Origin of the sequence: Pseudooceanicola onchidii, assembly GCF_004959925.1 — a bacterium.
Lineage (GTDB): Bacteria > Pseudomonadota > Alphaproteobacteria > Rhodobacterales > Rhodobacteraceae > Pseudooceanicola > Pseudooceanicola onchidii.
Map to the genome: position 1 here is coordinate 1,108,986 of NZ_SPUW01000001.1, position 16,130 is coordinate 1,125,115.

Annotated in this window: 16 protein-coding genes; 11 read left to right on the plus strand and 5 right to left on the minus strand. The window is 66.2% G+C overall.

Annotated features, from left to right (window positions below; all coding sequences use genetic code 11):
• Positions 1 to 8 precede the first annotated feature (8 nt).
• Entirely contained in the window at positions 9 to 533 is a 525-nt protein-coding gene (locus tag E4S58_RS05330; protein WP_136635299.1) for a TRAP transporter small permease, read from the plus strand.
• The gene (locus tag E4S58_RS05335; RefSeq protein WP_240789464.1) at positions 530 to 1,816 is read left to right on the plus strand and encodes a TRAP transporter large permease; all 1,287 of its coding nucleotides are present in this window, start codon (positions 530 to 532) and stop codon (positions 1,814 to 1,816) included. The genes E4S58_RS05330 and E4S58_RS05335 overlap by 4 nt, the downstream gene beginning before the upstream one ends.
• Before the next feature lie 53 nt (positions 1,817 to 1,869).
• On the opposite strand, the gene E4S58_RS05340 is transcribed toward E4S58_RS05335, so the two are convergent.
• Positions 1,870 to 2,646: a 2-keto-4-pentenoate hydratase gene (locus tag E4S58_RS05340; protein ID WP_136635301.1), complete on the minus strand. Its 777-nt coding sequence runs from the start codon at positions 2,644 to 2,646 to the stop codon at positions 1,870 to 1,872.
• Positions 2,643 to 3,422, minus strand: a complete 780-nt coding sequence (locus E4S58_RS05345; RefSeq protein ID WP_169052601.1) for a hydroxypyruvate isomerase family protein — start codon at positions 3,420 to 3,422, stop codon at positions 2,643 to 2,645. The genes E4S58_RS05340 and E4S58_RS05345 overlap by 4 nt, the downstream gene beginning before the upstream one ends.
• Before the next feature lie 99 nt (positions 3,423 to 3,521).
• On the opposite strand from E4S58_RS05345, the gene ilvD reads away from it, so the two are divergent.
• The 8 genes from ilvD to kynU all read left to right on the plus strand — a co-directional run bounded on the left by ilvD (position 3,522) and on the right by kynU (position 11,784).
• Complete coding sequence (ilvD, locus tag E4S58_RS05350; RefSeq protein WP_136635303.1) at positions 3,522 to 5,288, plus strand: dihydroxy-acid dehydratase; 1,767 nt, start codon at positions 3,522 to 3,524, stop codon at positions 5,286 to 5,288.
• Positions 5,285 to 6,166: an NAD(P)-dependent oxidoreductase gene (locus E4S58_RS05355; protein ID WP_136635304.1), complete on the plus strand. Its 882-nt coding sequence runs from the start codon at positions 5,285 to 5,287 to the stop codon at positions 6,164 to 6,166. The genes ilvD and E4S58_RS05355 overlap by 4 nt, the downstream gene beginning before the upstream one ends.
• 39 nt (positions 6,167 to 6,205) lie before the next feature.
• Positions 6,206 to 7,252, plus strand: coding sequence for a TRAP transporter substrate-binding protein (locus E4S58_RS05360; protein ID WP_136635305.1), 1,047 nt, complete (start codon positions 6,206 to 6,208; stop codon positions 7,250 to 7,252).
• On the plus strand, positions 7,249 to 7,818 hold the full coding sequence (locus E4S58_RS05365; RefSeq protein WP_169052602.1) for a TRAP transporter small permease: 570 nt from the start codon (positions 7,249 to 7,251) through the stop codon (positions 7,816 to 7,818). The genes E4S58_RS05360 and E4S58_RS05365 overlap by 4 nt, the downstream gene beginning before the upstream one ends.
• A complete protein-coding gene (locus tag E4S58_RS05370) occupies positions 7,818 to 9,119 on the plus strand; it encodes a TRAP transporter large permease (protein ID WP_136635307.1) in 1,302 nt (433 codons plus the stop codon). Before E4S58_RS05365 ends, E4S58_RS05370 begins: the two co-directional genes overlap by 1 nt.
• Before the next feature lie 9 nt (positions 9,120 to 9,128).
• On the plus strand, positions 9,129 to 9,623 hold the full coding sequence (locus E4S58_RS05375) for a MarR family winged helix-turn-helix transcriptional regulator (RefSeq protein WP_136635308.1): 495 nt from the start codon (positions 9,129 to 9,131) through the stop codon (positions 9,621 to 9,623).
• Positions 9,624 to 9,760: 137 nt separating this feature from the next.
• Positions 9,761 to 10,600, plus strand: a complete 840-nt coding sequence (locus E4S58_RS05380; protein WP_136635309.1) for a tryptophan 2,3-dioxygenase — start codon at positions 9,761 to 9,763, stop codon at positions 10,598 to 10,600.
• The gene (gene kynU, locus E4S58_RS05385) at positions 10,600 to 11,784 is read left to right on the plus strand and encodes a kynureninase (protein ID WP_136635310.1); all 1,185 of its coding nucleotides are present in this window, start codon (positions 10,600 to 10,602) and stop codon (positions 11,782 to 11,784) included. Before E4S58_RS05380 ends, kynU begins: the two co-directional genes overlap by 1 nt.
• A gap of 6 nt (positions 11,785 to 11,790) precedes the next feature.
• Here kynU and E4S58_RS05390 read toward each other — a convergent pair whose 3' ends face one another.
• From E4S58_RS05390 to E4S58_RS05400, 3 genes are read right to left on the minus strand one after another with little or no spacing between them, the layout of a single operon-like run.
• Positions 11,791 to 12,570 (minus strand): MurR/RpiR family transcriptional regulator, encoded by a 780-nt coding sequence (locus E4S58_RS05390; protein ID WP_136635311.1) that lies wholly within the window; start codon positions 12,568 to 12,570, stop codon positions 11,791 to 11,793.
• Positions 12,571 to 12,618: 48 nt separating this feature from the next.
• Positions 12,619 to 13,287 carry an HAD-IA family hydrolase gene (locus E4S58_RS05395; RefSeq protein WP_136635844.1) on the minus strand — a complete coding sequence of 223 codons (669 nt, stop codon included), beginning with the start codon at positions 13,285 to 13,287 and terminating at the stop codon, positions 12,619 to 12,621.
• Between the two features lie 13 nt (positions 13,288 to 13,300).
• The gene (locus E4S58_RS05400) at positions 13,301 to 14,119 is read right to left on the minus strand and encodes a sugar phosphate isomerase/epimerase family protein (protein ID WP_136635312.1); all 819 of its coding nucleotides are present in this window, start codon (positions 14,117 to 14,119) and stop codon (positions 13,301 to 13,303) included.
• 308 nt (positions 14,120 to 14,427) lie between these two features.
• Between E4S58_RS05400 and E4S58_RS05405 the strand changes: the two genes are divergently transcribed.
• Entirely contained in the window at positions 14,428 to 16,071 is a 1,644-nt protein-coding gene (locus E4S58_RS05405; protein WP_136635313.1) for an ABC transporter substrate-binding protein, read from the plus strand.
• The last annotated feature ends 59 nt before the right edge of the window (positions 16,072 to 16,130 follow it).

The window sequence follows — 16,130 nt, forward strand, 5'->3', positions numbered from 1 at the left end:
CCGCCGCCATGCAGCCTGACCAGACGGAGGGAGCGGCGACCGCTCCCTTCTTCCCCGACCGGATCGTGTCCGGGCTGATCCGCCTGTGTGGCGCGCTCAGCACCGCGCTGATCCTCGTGATCTTCGTGCAGATCGTCGTCGCCGTGACGCGCCGCTATCTGCTGGACCGTCCCCTGCAGTGGAATGACGAGATGCTGGGTTACCTGCTTGTCCTGATCGTCATGCTTGGCGCGGCCGAGGCGCTGCGGCGCGGTGACCATATCGCGATCGACCTGGTCTCGGCCCGGGTCGGCCCGCGCCTTGGACGGGCACAGCGCGCGCTGGCGCATCTGTCGGTGCTGGCCTTCGCGGCCATCGTCGGCCTGTCGATGTGGGACAGCATCGCCTTCGCCCGCAGCTTCGGGTCCTATTCCATCGGCTATATCGAGATCCAGACATGGATCCCGCAGGTGCCGATCGTCCTTGGCATGGTCCTGATGGCGCTATGCGCGCTGCTGGGCCTGTACCGCACACTTCGGAAGGCCACACAGTGATCCTTGCCAGCGTCTTCATCGGCCTGATCCTGCTTTTGCTCACAGGCATTCCGATCTTCGCCGCCCTTGGCCTGACCGCCAGTTCGATCCTTCTGCTGATCGAAGGCGACATCGACGGGCTGGGCGATGCGGTCTATGTCCACCTCAACAAGCCCATCCTGGCCACGATCCCGCTGTTCGTCTTCATGGCGCAGGTGATGATCCGCGCGCGGGTGATCGACGATCTGTATTCCTTCGCCCACACGGTGATCGGCCACGTCAAGGGCGGGCTGGGGGTCGCGACGGTGCTGGCCTGCACGATCTTTGCCGCGATTTCAGGATCCTCGGTCGCCACGGCCCTGTCGATCGGGTCCAGCGCCATCCCGCAGATGAAGCGCTTCGGCTATGCCGAACGGGACGCGCTTGGCGTGGTGGCGGCCGGCGGCACGCTTGGCATCCTCATTCCGCCGTCGGGGCCGATGATCCTTTATGCCATCGTGTCAGAGGCCTCGATCGGGGCGCTGTTCCTGGCGGGCATCGTCCCGGGGCTTCTGCTGGCGCTGATGTTTTCGGCCTGGTGCATGATCCAGGCGCGCGGGCGTCAGGGCATGGACGCGCCGGACTGGGCCGGCTGGCAGGCCGCCACCGCAGCGCTGCGCCGGTCGGTCTGGGCGATCCTGGCGCCGCCTGTCGTCATGGGCGGCATCTATTTCGGCATCTTCACCGCGTCCGAGGCCGCCGCCGCAGGTTCGCTCTATGCCCTGCTGGTCGCCGTGCTGGTCTATCGCAATTTCGGCCTGCGGGACCTGTGGGACTGTGCCTATGCGACCATGCGGACCTCGATGATGGTGTTCATGATCATCGCGGGTGCGGCCATGTTCGCCCATGCGATCACCCTGGCGCGGCTGCCCGTCGGCGTGACCGAGGCCGTCGCGGCGCTTGGCCTGGGGCAGATCGGCTTCATCCTCGTGGTCATGGCGCTGATCTTCGTGCTGGGGATGTTCCTGGAATCCATCGCGATCATCCTGATCACCACGCCGATCCTGCTGCCAACGATGATCAGCCTGGGCATCGACCCGATCTGGTACGGAGTCCTGCTGATGATCAACCTGGAACTGGCGATGATCACGCCTCCGGTCGGGATGAACCTGTTTGTGATCAAGGGCATCACCGACGCCCCGCTTGGCACCATCGTCCGCGGCGCGGCGCCGTTCGTGCTGATCATGATGGCCGGTCTGGCCCTGCTGATCGCGGTGCCGGAACTGGCGACCTGGCTTCCCACGGCGTCCGGCTTCGGCCGCTGAGGGATCCGCGACGGGCAGGGACGGGCCGGGGTGAAAACCTCCGGCCCGGGGTGTCAGCCAAGCGTCAGAACCGCCTCGCCCAGACCGGACATGGCCAGATCGATCCGGCCCGTGCCCTCGTGATACCAGATCGGGCTGTGGGTTCCGCACAGCACGATCTGCCCGGCCTCCAACGTCAGGCCCCGCGCCGACAGGTGGTTCGCCAGCCAGGTCACCGCCTCGAGAGGATGCTGCGGCGCGGCCCCGGTGACGTCGTGGCGCAGCTCTCCGTCGATGGTCAGGGTCGTGCGGATGGTGGACACATCCAGCGCATCCGGCGCGACGCCCGGGCCGCCGATCACCGCACCCACGTTCGAGATGTTCTGCGCGATCGCGTCTGGCAGGTGGATCGCCCCCATGTCGGCACCGCGCATGTCCAGAAGCTCCATCGCCGGGACGAACCGGGCGATGGCTGCCTGCACTGTGGCGGCATCGTAGGGCGCGTCCTGCGCGGCCAGGGTGGTGCCGATGACGGCGGCGATCTCGGGTTCGAGCGCGAACTGGCGATAGGCCCCGGCGTCCAGCGTGGCAGGGCTGTCGCGGCGCTGCGCGACGAAGACGCGGCCGCTTGCGGGCTCTCCGATGCCGAACCGTTCCAGCAGCGCCGGAGAGTTCGCGGCGATCTTCCACCCGGCCACCGGGCCGTAGCGCGGGTCGGACGTCAGACCGTCCGCCACGGCATCCTGCAGCGCGTAGGCCTGCGCGATCGAACGCGGCGGTGTGGTCGAGCGCGTGTCGAAGGCGGCAGCGGTGCGGATATCCTGCAGGATCAGGTCGCGCGTGTCGGTCATGAAAGAGCCTTTCTGAAGCTGTCCATCCAGCCCAGACCCGCAAGCGTCGTGCCGGCGGGCCGATATTCTGCTGAAATCACGTCGTCATAGCCGGTCGCCCGCAGGGCCCGCAGGGCGGCGCCGAAATCGATGTCGCCATGCCCCGGTTCGTGTCGGCCCTGGGTGTCGGCGAACTGCACGTGGCCGATCATCGGGGCGGCCTCGGCGATGGCGGCACTGAGGTCCGGTTCGGTGATCGCCATGTGATAGAAATCGAACTGCAGGAACAGGTTCGGATGTGCCGCGTCTTTCAGCAGCTGAAGCGCCGGGGCCAGCCCGGTGAGGTAAAAACCGGGCACATCCACCGGATTGACCGGTTCGACCATTACCTTCACCCCGATCCCGCCCATAACATCGGCCGCATGACGCAGGTTGTCGATCAGCACCCGCCGACACTCCGCGGGATCCGACCCCGCAAGGGGACGCCCGGACAGCACGTTGACCTTCTGCACTCCAAGCACGCGGGCCTGTTCGGCGCAGACCGCCACGGCGGCGCGGAAGTCCTCGACACGGTCGGGCAGGCAGGCCAGGCCGACCTCGTCGCCCGTACCACGCGGTACGTTGATCAGCACGACGGGCAGGCCGGTGGCGTCGATCGCGGCGCGCAGGGGGGCCAGGTCGGCGGTCTCGGGAAACTGGATTTCAACCCCGTCGAAGCCCGCGGCCTGCGACGCGGCGATGCGGTCGGCCAGCGGATGCTCGGGAAACAGCATCGAGATATTGGAGATCAGTCGCATCGGCCTCTTTCCGGAAATGAACATTGACAGGAAAGAAGATTCGCGTGTTTGTTTCAACCATGAATATTCTTGAATAAAACTTTCTTGGAAGGGAATGCCATGTCCGCGCCGACTGATCGGAAGCAGCCAGACCCCACCTCCCGCACCGCCGAACTGCGGTCGCGGATCACCACTGACGGGATCGACCGGACACCGCACCGCGCCTTCATGCGGGCCATGGGCCTGGACGATGCCGCCATCGCCAAGCCGATGATCGGTGTGGTCAGCCAGAAGGGCGAAGTGACCCCCTGCAACATGACACACTACGATCAGGTCGACTATGCCAAGGAAGGCGTGACCATGGCCGGGGGCACCCCGCGCGAATTCACCACCATCTCGGTCTCGGACGGGGTGGGGATGAACCACGAGGGCATGAAGTTCAGCCTCGTCAGCCGCGAGATCATCGCCGACAGCATCGAAGCCGTGGTCCATGGCCATGCCTACGACGGGCTGGTCGGCTACGGCGGCTGTGACAAGACCCTGCCGGGCGTCATCATGGGCATGGTGCGCTGCAACGTGCCCTCGGTCTTCGTCTACGGCGGATCGGCCCTGCCGGGGCGGTTCAAGGGCGAGGACGTGTCGGTCCTGAACACCTACGAGGCCGTCGGCGCCGTTCAGGCGGGCACCATGACCGAGGACGAGCTGACCCAGCTGGAAGACGCCTGCAAACCCACCATCGGCGCCTGCGCGGGCCAGTTCACCGCCAACACAATGGCCATGGTGTCCGAGGCGCTTGGCATCACGGTGCCGAATTCGGCCATGATCCCGGGGGTCTATTCCAAGCGGCGCGGTGTCGGCCAGCGGGCGGGCCAGCTGGTGATGGAGATGGTCGAACGCGGCGGCCCGCTGCCGCGCGACATCGTCACCCGCAAGGCGCTGGAAAACGCCTGTGCCATCGTTGCGGCCACCGGCGGGTCGACCAACACGGCGCTGCACATCCCTGCCATCGCGAACGAAGCGGGCATCCGGTTCACCGCCGACGACGTGGCCGAGGTGCTGCAACGCACCCCCTTCATCGGCAACCTGCGCCCGGGCGGCAAGTACCACGCCAAGGACGTCTACGAGATCGGCGGCGCGCATGTCGTCATCAAGGAGCTGATCACCCATGGCTTCATGCACGGCGACACGATGACCGTCACCGGCCGTACGCTCTGGGAAGAGGTCGAACACGCGCCTGCTCCGGACGGAGAGGTCATCCGCACCGTGCCGGATGCCATCATGGCCTCGGGCGGGGTGGTGGTGCTGAAGGGCAACCTGTGCCCGGATGGCGCGCTGCTGAAGGTGGCGGGCCTGGCCTCGCTGACCTTCACCGGGACGGCGCGGGTCTTCGAATCCGAAGACGATGCGGTCGAGGCCGTGCATTCGCGCGACTATTCCGAGGGGCAGGTTCTGATCGTGCGCAACGAAGGCCCCGTCGGCGGCCCCGGCATGCGCGAGATGCTGGGCCTCACCGCGCTGATCTATGGCCAGGGCATGGGCGAGAAGGTCGCGCTGCTGACCGATGGCCGGTTCTCGGGGGCGACGCGCGGCATGTGCATCGGCCACGCCGCACCCGAAGCCGCGACCGGCGGACCGCTTGGGCTGGTGCGCAACGGCGACCAAATCACCATCGACGGCAAGGCCGCGACCATCAGCGTCGATCTGAGCGACGAGGAAATGGCCGCCCGCCGCGAGACCTGGACGCCGCCGGTATCGCGCCACCGTGCGGGCCTTCTGCACAAGTACGCCGCGACCGTCGGTCAGGCCCATGAAGGCGCCGTGACCCATCCGGGCAACGCCCAGTGGCCGGAACAACCCCGCGGCAAGATCAAGGGAGCACGCGCATGACCACCACGCTTGGCTATATCGGAACCGGCCTGATGGGCGCGCCCATGGCGGGTCGGCTGATCGATGCGGGCAATCCCGTCACTGTCTGGAACCGCAGCGCCCACAAGGCCGAACCGCTGGTCGCGCGCGGCGCGTCCCTGGGCGACAGCCCGGCGGATGTGGCGGCCAAGTCGGATATCGTCTTCCTCTGCCTCACCGACACGGCGGCGATGCGCGATGCGGTCTTTGGCGACAATGGCGTGGCCAAGGGCGCGCGGGCGGGATCGGTGCTGGTCGATTTCTCGTCGATCCAGCCCGAGGCCACGCGCGAGATGGCGGCGAAGCTGAAGGCCGAGACGGGGATGGAGTGGATCGACGCCCCGGTGTCGGGCGGCGTGCCCGGCGCCGAGGCCGGGACGCTTGCGATCATGGCGGGCGGCGATCAGGCGGCCTTCGACCGGGTCGAACCCTTCGTGATGCAGATGGCGTCGCGCTTCACGCTGATGGGGCCAAGCGGGGCAGGGCAGACCACCAAGCTTTGCAACCAGGTGATCGTCGGCTGCACCATGGCCGTGCTGGCCGAAGCCGCGCGACTGGCCACCAACGCGGGCGTCGACGCCGCGCGCCTGCCCGAGGCGCTGGCGGGTGGGTTCGCCGACAGCAAGCCGCTGCAGCTGTTCGTGCCGCGCATGGTCAATGCCCAGCACGAACCACCGCTTGGACATGTCTACACGATGCTCAAGGACCTCGACTCGGTCTGCGATCTGGCGCGGGCCTCGACCTCGCCCGTGCCCTTCACCGCCATGGCGGCGGAACAGTTCCGGCTGCTGACCGTCCGCGGCGGCGCCACGGCGGATGCGCTTGAAATCTTCAAGCTAAGCGCACCCACCCAACTATAAGAAAAGAAAGACAAACCAAACCAACACGGAGAGAACGCGATGAAACACTGGACCTCCCTGGTCTTATCGACCGCCATCGGCCTTGTCGGCCTGCCTGCCCTGGCGCAGGATGTCACGACCCTGCGCATCGGCAACTGGCTGCCGCCGCACCACCTCATCGTGACCGAGATCCTGCAGCCCTGGGCCGCCGCGATCGAGGACGAGACGGAAGGATCGCTCAAGTTCGAGATCATGACCTCGGCGCTCGGGCCGCCCCCGGCGCAGTTCGACCTGTTGCTCGACCGGTCGTTTGACGTAGGTTACGGCGTAAGTGGCCACAACGCGGGCCGGTTCACCATGACCCAGGTGATGGATCTGCCCTTCATGTCGCCCGATCCCTGGGCGGGCTCTGCCGCCGCCTGGCTGACCTATGAAAAGTTCGGCGCCGATTACGGCGAACACGAGGGCGCGCATGTCGTCGGGCTGTTCACCCATTCCAACCCCAACATCAACATGGCGGGCGGCAAGGTCGAAACCCTGTCCGATCTGGAAGGCAAGACGATCCGCGTGGGCGGTAACGTCACCGGCCGGATGATGTCGGAACTGGGCGCATCGCCCGTGCAGCTGCCGCCGACCGAAGCGCAGACCGCCATGTCGCGCGGCGTGGCGGACGGCATCACCTTCCCGTCGGAATCCATCGACTTCTTCGGGATCACGCCGGTCATCACCTCGATCACGCGGATCCCGGGCGGTCTTTACACCGATACCTTCTGGGTCGCGTTCAACGAGGAAAGCTGGAACGGCCTGACCGACGACCAGAAGGCGGCCGTGGAAAAGCATTCGGGCATGGCGATTGCCATGAACGCGGGCTTTGCCTGGACCAATGCCGACATCAAGGGCGAAAAGAACCTGATGGACAACGGGGCCGAGTTCATCACGCTGTCCGACGAAGACCTCGCCGCAGCGCATGAAAAGCTGAAGCCGCTGGAAACCGAATGGCTGCAGCAGGCGTCCGACAAGGGCTTCGACGGGGAGGCCATCCTGGGCTACGCCCGCGACATGGTGCAGAACTACCTGGCCAGCCAGCCCGGACTCGACGCCAAATGACAGGGATCCGTCCCGACCGGCCGGAGCAGTCTCCGGCCGGTCATTCGCCGTCCGGACCTTTTCTGCTGACCCTGTTTGACCGGCTGTGCCTTGCGTTGGTCTGGCTGTCGGGGCTGATCGCGGCCGGGGTCATGACCGTGACCTTCGTCGGCGTGGTCATGCGCTATGTCTTCCGCAATCCGCTGATGGGCGGGTTCGAGATGATCGAGATCGGCATGGGCCTGATGGTCTTTACCGCGCTGCCCTGGATGATCCGCAAGGGCGGCAATATCCGGGTGACGATCCTGTCCGAACGCTTCCCGCCCGCCTTTGCCCGCCTGATGGATGTCATCGGCCAGTGTCTCGGGGCCGCCCTGATGGGCTTCATCGCCTGGCGCGTCTGGCTGCAGGGCAATCGCCTGCTGCGCTACAACGAGGTAACGATGGAACTGCGGGTGCCCAAGGGGCTGATCGCGCAGGGCATGTCGGTGATGCTGGTCATCGCCGCGCTGGCCTTCCTGATCTGCGCGGTCGAGGCGCTGCGCCGCCGCGCGCCGGATACCACCCTGCAGACGGGGGGCCTGTGATGGGTGTCTGGGAAACCGCCGCGCTGAGCTTCGGGCTGATCCTGGGCCTGATGATCCTTGGCATCCCGATCGCCTTTGCCATGCTGGTCGTCGGCCTTGCGGGCATCGCCCTGACGATTTCCGAAGGCGCCGCCATGGGGATGATCGGACAGCTGCCGATCAATGCCACCATGTCCTATGAACTGTCGGTCCTGCCGATGTTCGTGCTGATGGGCGTCTTCGTGACCCGCGCACGCATGTCGGGCGACCTCTACCGGCTGAGCCACGGGTTCGTCGGCCACCGCAGGGGCGGCCTGGCCGCCGCGACGATCCTGGCCTGTGGCGGCTTTTCCGCACTTTCGGGGTCGTCCATCGCCACCGCCGCCACCATGGCCAAGGTCGCCATCCCGGAAATGCGCCGTTATGGCTATGCCGATGGCTTTGCCGCCGCGACCGTGGCTGCGGGCGGCACGCTTGGCATCCTGATCCCGCCGTCGGTGATCCTTGTGCTCTACGGCATCACCACGGGCACCGACATCGGCGCGCTCTTCATCGCGGGGATCCTGCCGGGTGTGCTGGCGGTGGTGCTCTACCTCGTCGCGATCCGGGTGACGGCGCAGCTGGATCCCACCTGCGCCCCGGCCGCGCCACGGGCTGAATGGTCGGAACGGCTGGCCAACCTGCGCAATGTCGGGCCGATCCTGGCGCTTTTCGTGGCGATCATCGGCGGGCTCTACCTGGGTGTCATCACCCCGACCGAGGCCGGCGGCGTCGGCGCAACCGGCGCGCTGATCTTCGCGATCTGGCGGCGCACCATGACCCCGCGCGTCTTCCTCGACTCGCTGATCGAGACAGTGACGACCACCGCAAGCCTCTTCATGGTTCTGATCGGCGCGATGGTCTTTTCCAACTTCATGAACCTGCTGGGCCTGCCCGCCGCGCTGTCGGGGCTGATCCGGGACATGGGACTTGGCCCGACCGCGGTGATCTTCGTCATCCTCGGCATTTACCTCGTGCTGGGGATGTTCATGGAGAGCCTGTCGATGGTCCTGCTGACCATTCCGATCTTCTTTCCGATCGTGTCCGATCTGGGGTTTGATCCGGTCTGGTTCGGCATCTTCGCGGTCATGGTGACCGAGCTGTCGATGATCACCCCGCCGGTCGGGCTGAACCTGTTCGTGATCAAGTCGGCGATCGACGACCTGTCCTCGGGCGCGATCTATCGCGGGATCATCCCCTTCGTGGTGGCCGACATCCTGCGCATCGCGATCATCATCGCCATCCCGGCCATCGCCACGATCCTGCCGGATCTGGCCCGGTAGGAGGCGCGCATGTCCGATCCGTTGCCCCCGATGATGCAGATCAGCGACCAGAGCCCGCCGGCCTTTGAAGAGCTTGACCACGGCATCCTGCAGGATTTCGTCGGCATGTACCTGCGCGTCGCCTACGAGGCCGCCTATGGCGACTTCAAGCGACGGCTGGGGGACGAGGCGTTGAAGCCCGGGTATTTCACCATCCTCACGCTGATCGTGCGCAACCCCCGGATCACCCAGACCCAGATCGGGCTGGCCTCGGCCCGCGACAAGACCAACGTGACCTCGAGCCTGCGCTGGATGGAGGACCACGGGCTTATCCATCGCCACATGTCCAGCCGCGACCGCCGCACCCACATGTGCGTCGCCACGCCCGACGGCATCGCCATGCAGGCGCGGATGGAGGAAAAGACCAAGGCCCACCTGAAGGCGCTGAACGATGCCATCGGGCCGGAACGACTGACCGAATTCATCCGCACCCTGAGGGACCTGAGCGCCGCGCTCGAGCGCTGAGGGCGGGGCAGGGGAAAAGCTTTGGGTGTATAAATTTTATACTTGAAGCAAATGGCGCTTCCTGAGAATGTCGCCCCAGGGGCATCGCCACGCCCGGCACCGCGACCCGCGTGCCACCACATGTCGAGGATCAGACCATGAGCTCAGAGGCCTATAACCCCGAAACGGACGGCGCCAGGACGGATTTCCGCAAGGCGATGTCCTATGGCGATTACCTGCACCTCGACACGCTTCTTGACCAGCAGCATCCGCTGAGCGATGCGCACGACGAGATGCTGTTCATCATCCAGCACCACACGAGCGAGCTGTGGCTGAAGCTGGTCATTCACGAGATGTCGGCGGCGCGCAACGGGTTGATCGCGGGCAAGACGACCGAGATGTTCAAGATGCTGGCCCGGGTCAGCCGCATCTTCGAACAGCTCAACCAGCAGTGGGAAGTACTGCGCACCATGACGCCCGCCGATTACTCGACCTTCCGGGAATCGCTCGGCCCGTCCTCGGGGTTCCAGTCCTACCAGTATCGGCTGGTGGAATACCTGCTGGGCAACCGCAACACCAACATGCTGAAACCGCACGCCCATGCGCCCGAGGTGCAGAAGATCCTGACGGACGAACTGGCGCGGCCCAGCATCTACGACGAAACCGTGCGGTTGCTGTTCCGCACCATCGACGGCGACGAAAGCCGGATGCCTGCGCCGCAGCTGGACACGCCGCACCAGGCCGACCCAGAGATCCAGGCGCGCTGGAAAATCGTCTACGAGGACATTGACCGTTACTGGACGCTGTATGAACTGGGCGAGAAGCTGGTGGATCTTGAGGACTACTTCCGCCGCTGGCGCTTCAACCATGTCACCACGGTCGAACGGGTGATCGGGTTCAAGCGCGGCACCGGCGGCACCTCGGGCGTCGGTTACCTGCGCCGGATGCTGGACGTCGAACTCTTTCCCGAACTCTGGCACGTGAGAGGAGAGCTGTGATGCTGCCCCGCAAGGACCTGTTTCATATCCCCGACGGGGTGATCTATCTCGATGGCAATTCGCTGGGCATGCTGCCTGTCGCCGCCCAGGCCCGCGCCGCGCAGGTGATCGGCGAGGAATGGGGCAACCAGCTGATCCGGGCGTGGAATTCGGCCGACTGGATGGCCCTGCCCAAGAAGGTCGGGGATCGCATTGCGGGCCTTATCGGCGCGCCCGACGGGTCGGTGGCCACGGGCGACACCCTGTCGATCAAGGTCTATCAGGCTTTGGCCGCCGCGCTTGAGATGCGGCCCGACCGCAAGGTGATCCTGTCGGACGACGGCAACTTCCCGACCGACCTTTACATGGCGCAGGGCCTGACCCGGCTGATCGACAAGGGGCACGTGATCCGCACCCCCGCCGCCGAAGATGTCCTGGCCGCGATCGACGACAGCGTGGCGGTGGTCATGCTGACCCATGTCGATTACCGCAGCGGCCGGATGCACGACATGCAGGCCATCACCCGTGCCGCGCACGCGGCCGGGGCGGTGATGATCTGGGATCTGGCCCATAGCGCCGGGGCGGTGCCGCTGGACCTGGCAGGCAGCGGCGCGGAATTCGCCGTCGGTTGCACCTACAAGTACCTCAACGGTGGCCCCGGCGCGCCCGCCTTCATCTATGCCCGCCCCGATATCATCGACGCGGTCGCGCCCGCGCTGAGCGGCTGGATGGGCCATGATGCGCCCTTTGCCATGGATCTGGACTATCGTCCGGCGATGGCCACGGAACGCCTGCGGGTCGGTACGCCGCCGATCATCCAGCTGTCGGTGCTGGATACCGCGCTGGATGCCTGGGACGGCGTGACGCTGGACGAGATCCGAGAGGCCTCGATCCACCTGTCCGAGCTGTTCATTGCCGAGGTCGAACGCCGCTGCCCGACGCTCACGCTCGCCTCGCCGCGCGATCCCTTGCGGCGCGGCAGCCAGGTGTCTTTCGCTTTCGACGAAGGCTATGCCGCCATGCAGGCGCTGATCGCGCTGGGCGTCATCGGGGATTTCCGCGCGCCGGATATCATGCGTTTCGGCTTCACGCCGCTTTACCTGGACGACGACGACATCCGCGCCGCCGCCGAGAAGATCGAGACGGTGATCGGGGATGAGCTGTGGCGCGACCCCAGATATCAGGTCCGGTCACGCGTCACCTGACCTGACCTAGACGTCCGACCGAAGCGCCTTGACCTCTTCGGCCAGCAGTTCACACAGGACCACCTTGGCCACGGTTGGGGTGATCTCTCCGCGTTCGGGCAGGGGCGACAGGGGCGTGGCGATCAGCAGCGTTTCGCACAGGTGGCGCAGATCCGCGATGCGCCGCCCCGATATCGCGACACGGTAGGCCCCGCGCGTCCCGGAGAGGCGCAGAAGTTTTTCGGTCTGCGGGGTCAGCCCGGTCTCCGATATGGTCATGTAGACCGAACGGGCATCGACGCCGTCCATGACCTCTTCCGCGATCACCGGATCGGTCAGCGCACGTGCGACCAGTCCGATGCGTGAAAAGCGATAGGCATACAGCTGCGCCACCATGCCCGACACGCCCGCGCCGAAGATGTCGATGGTCCGCGCCTCGGTCAGACGGCGGGCAACTTCGCCCAGCTCTTGCGGATCGGTGCCGTCGACGGTGGCGCGCGCGGCATCCGACACCCGCGTCACCAGATCGGCGCCGCGCGGGTCCGCACTGCTGCGATAGGCGATGTCCGAGGCGAGCGAGAGCTTGAAGGCGTGAAAGCCGTCGAACCCCAACCGTCGGCAGAACCGCACGATGCTGGCGTCGCCGCTGCCCGACAGCTCGGCCAGCGACGACATGGAGGCCCGCACCGCCGTCTCGGGTTCCTTCAGGATGAAGTCGGCGATCCGCGCCATCGCCTCGGGCAGGTCGTCGCGGCTGGCCTCGATCACGCGCAGGACGTGCGGGGTCAGGGGGGCCTGTTCGGTCATCCTCGCGGTCTCCTCCGTCTGCGCCTGGGTCGCGATGAACCTCTCCGCTCAGGCGGGGGCCGTCAATGCCGCGATCGCCCGAGGCAGATCGGCGGCGTGACCCACGACAACCTGCGCCCCGGCCGCTTGGAGGGTCCGGGCGTGATCGGGGCCGCAGTGACCGCCGCCGGTAAATCCGATGGCCCGGGCACCTGCGGCGATGGCCCCGGTGATCCCGGTCACGCTGTCGTCGATCACGATGCACCGGGCGGCATGGGTGCCCATCCGGGTGGCGGCGAAATGGAACAGGTCCGGCGCGGGCTTGCCGCGCGCCACGTCCTGCGCGCTGAAGACATGCGGCCCGAACAATCCGTCCAGCCCGGTCAGCGCCAGCGACAGGGCCAGCCGGTCATGACCGCTGTTCGAGGTCACGCAGACCGGCAGGTCCAGCGATGCGATGGCATGGGCGATGCCCGGCACAGGCTGCAACGCGGCCCGGAACCGGGGGAACAGCATCGCGTCGAAGGGCGCCATGTCGGCCGGGGTCATGTGAACGCCGTACCGCGCTTCGATCAGGGCCAGCGCATCCGCCGTGGTCTTGCCGACGAAGATGGCGTTGGCCTCCTGCCAGGTCAGGCGGATGCCGAACCCGGACAGAAGGTCTGCCATGCACTGCGCCGACAGCGGTTCGCTGTCGACCAGCACGCCGTCACAGTCGAAACAGACCAGCGGAGCCATGCCCGCGCCTGTCTCAGCGGGCAAGGCCAAGGTCGGCAAGATAGGCGGCCGAGGGCAGGATACCCGCCTTGTCGCGCAGCTCCAAGATCAGGCGGGGTTCGCTGGTCAGGGGGGCCAGCGCGGCGAAGACCGCGTGCCAGTTGACCGTGCCCTTGCCGATGGCCCAGTGCCTGTCGGCATATCCATCCGCATCCTGCAGGTGGACATGGCGCAGCAGGTTTCCCGCCCGGTGGACATAGTAGTCGACCGGCGCCGCCCCGGTGGAGCCATGGGCATAATGCGCATGACCGGTGTCGATCGAAACCTGCACGGCGGGGCTGTCGAAGCTGCGCGCCAGATCGCAGCGGGCGTCGGGGTCCTTGTCCTCGATATTCTCCAGCACCATCTGCACGCCCAGATCCTCGGCCCGGCCGACCACCGGATCAAGCGTGGCGTGGACCAGGTCGACCACGTCCTGCCGTGCCGAGGGCAGGTTGTCGAGGTTGTTGTACATCCAGGTGGAATAGGGGCTGTGGATCACCATCTGCGTCGCGCCAAGCGCCTCGCAGACCGCCAGGCCCTGTTCCATCCGCCGGGTGACCAACGCGCGCAGGTCGGGGTCGGGGTTGGCCAGCGACAGGCCCCAGAACGGCCCATGTATGCCAAGCCGCCCGGCATAGCCGTCCAGCAGCGCCCGGGCCCGGTCGACCAGCGGCTGCCAGTCGCCGTTCAGCACGTCGGCCTTGATGAAGTCCTGCAGCTCCAGATCGCGCTGGTCGGCAATCAGCCAGTCGCGGTGTGTCTCGAGCGCGTCAAGCGGCATGGCCGCGCCAAGCAGGGGAAGGGTGGTCATCTGGAAGCTCCGTCATGTGATGTGCGGCCCGGGGGCGGGCAGGCGAAGGGCGGAGGGACAGGACCCGCCGCAGGCCTCCTCCGGCTAGGGCGGCTTTGTGACGCTTTGATAACGACACTCCACTTTCTTGTGGGAAAATGGAGCATCACTCCGGATTTCGCGGAACGGTAACGAAAGCGTCGTCCCGCTGTCACATCCGCAGGGTCAGTAGGGGGGCATCGCGGACAGGCAACTGTCGGCCGATATCCAGCAGATACTCCCGGCCCCGTGCGCACGCTGCGCAGGCCGTGCATCCAGGAGAGACAGAGATGATCCGACTTAACCGACGCCATGCGCTGGGCCTGATGGGCGCAACCGCCGGCGGGCTGATGCTGCCTGCCTATGTCCGCGCCCAGGGCGCCCGTCCTTCGATCACCATCGCGGTGCAGAAGATCACCAACAACAACACGCTCGACCCGTGGAACGAACAGTCCAACGTCGGCGAGCGCGTGCTCTATCCCAACCTCTGGGAAGGCCTGATCCTGCGGGACTGGATGGGCGATCAGGGTCCGGTGCCCGGTCTGGCCACCGAATGGAAGCGCATCGACGACAAGACGCTTGAGCTGAAGCTGCGCGAAGGCGTCAAGTTCCACAACGGCGACGAACTGACGGCCGAAGACGTGGCCTTCTCGTTCTCGAAGGAACGTGTGTTCGGCGACACCGAACCCGCAGGCGGCAAGACCGTCTTCGCCGAGGACTACAAGCCCGAGACCGCCAAGGACATCCCCGCCAACGTGCCGGGCATCGGCCGCCGCAAGCTGCCGTCGCTTGCCGGTGTGGAAATCGTCGACAAGTACACCGTCCGCTTCCACAACGCGACGCCCGACGTCACGCTGGAAGGGCGTCTTTATTCCGGCGGGACCCAGATCCTGAACCGCCGCGCCTGGGACGAAGCCGCGACCTATGCCGAATGGGCCGCCAAGCCGATCACCACCGGTCCGTACTTCGTCGACAACTATCGCCCCGACGTGTCGCTGACCCTGCGCGCCTTCGATGACTACTGGGGTGGCCGTCCGCCGCTGGAAACCATCACCTTCGTCGAGGTCCCCGAGGTGTCGAGCCGCGTCAACGGCCTGCTGTCCGGCGAATACGACTTTGCCTGCGACCTGCCGCCGGACCAGATCGGCAACGTCACCGGCACCAGCGGCTTCGAGGTCCAGAACTCCACCATCTGGAACCACCGCATTTCGGTCTTCAACACCCAGAATGACATCCTGGCCGACCCGCTGGTCCGCCGCGCGATGACCCATTCGATCGACCGCAACGCCATTGTCCAGGCGCTTTGGGGCGGGATGACCAACATCCCCGCCGGTCTGCAGTTCGAAAGCTTCCGGTCGTCCGACATGTTCGTCGAAGGCTGGGCCGCACCCGAGTACAATCCCGAACTGGCGCGCGATCTGCTCAAGCAGGCGGGCTACAAGGGCGATGCGATCCCCTATCGCCTGCTGAACAACTACTACACCAACCAGACGGCCAACGGTCAGATCATGGTCGAGATGTGGAAGCAGGTCGGCCTGAACGTCGAGATCGAGATGAAGGAAAACTGGGGCCAGATCCATGATCCCGCCGGTGTGAAGGGCGTCCGCGACTGGTCGGCTTCGAACACCATCAACGATCCGATCACCCCGATGGTCGTCCAGTTCGGTCCGAACGGCGAGGTCCAGCAGAAGAAGGACTGGTCCAACGCCGAGCTCAATGACCTGTCGCTGGTGATGGAGACCTCGACCGACCGCGCCAAGCGCAAGCAGGCCATCGCCCGGATGCTGGAAATCGCCGAACGCGAAGATCCGGCCTACCAGGTGCTGCACCAGAACGCCGTCTTCACCGGCATGCGGTCCGACCTGGGCTGGAAGGCCGCCCCGGCCTTCGCCATGGACTTCCGCGCCGCCAACTGGCCCGGCAGCAACGGCTGACCTGTCCTGAACGACCATCCCCGGCGGCCCTGTGTCGCCGGGGATTTCCGTCGCCGGGC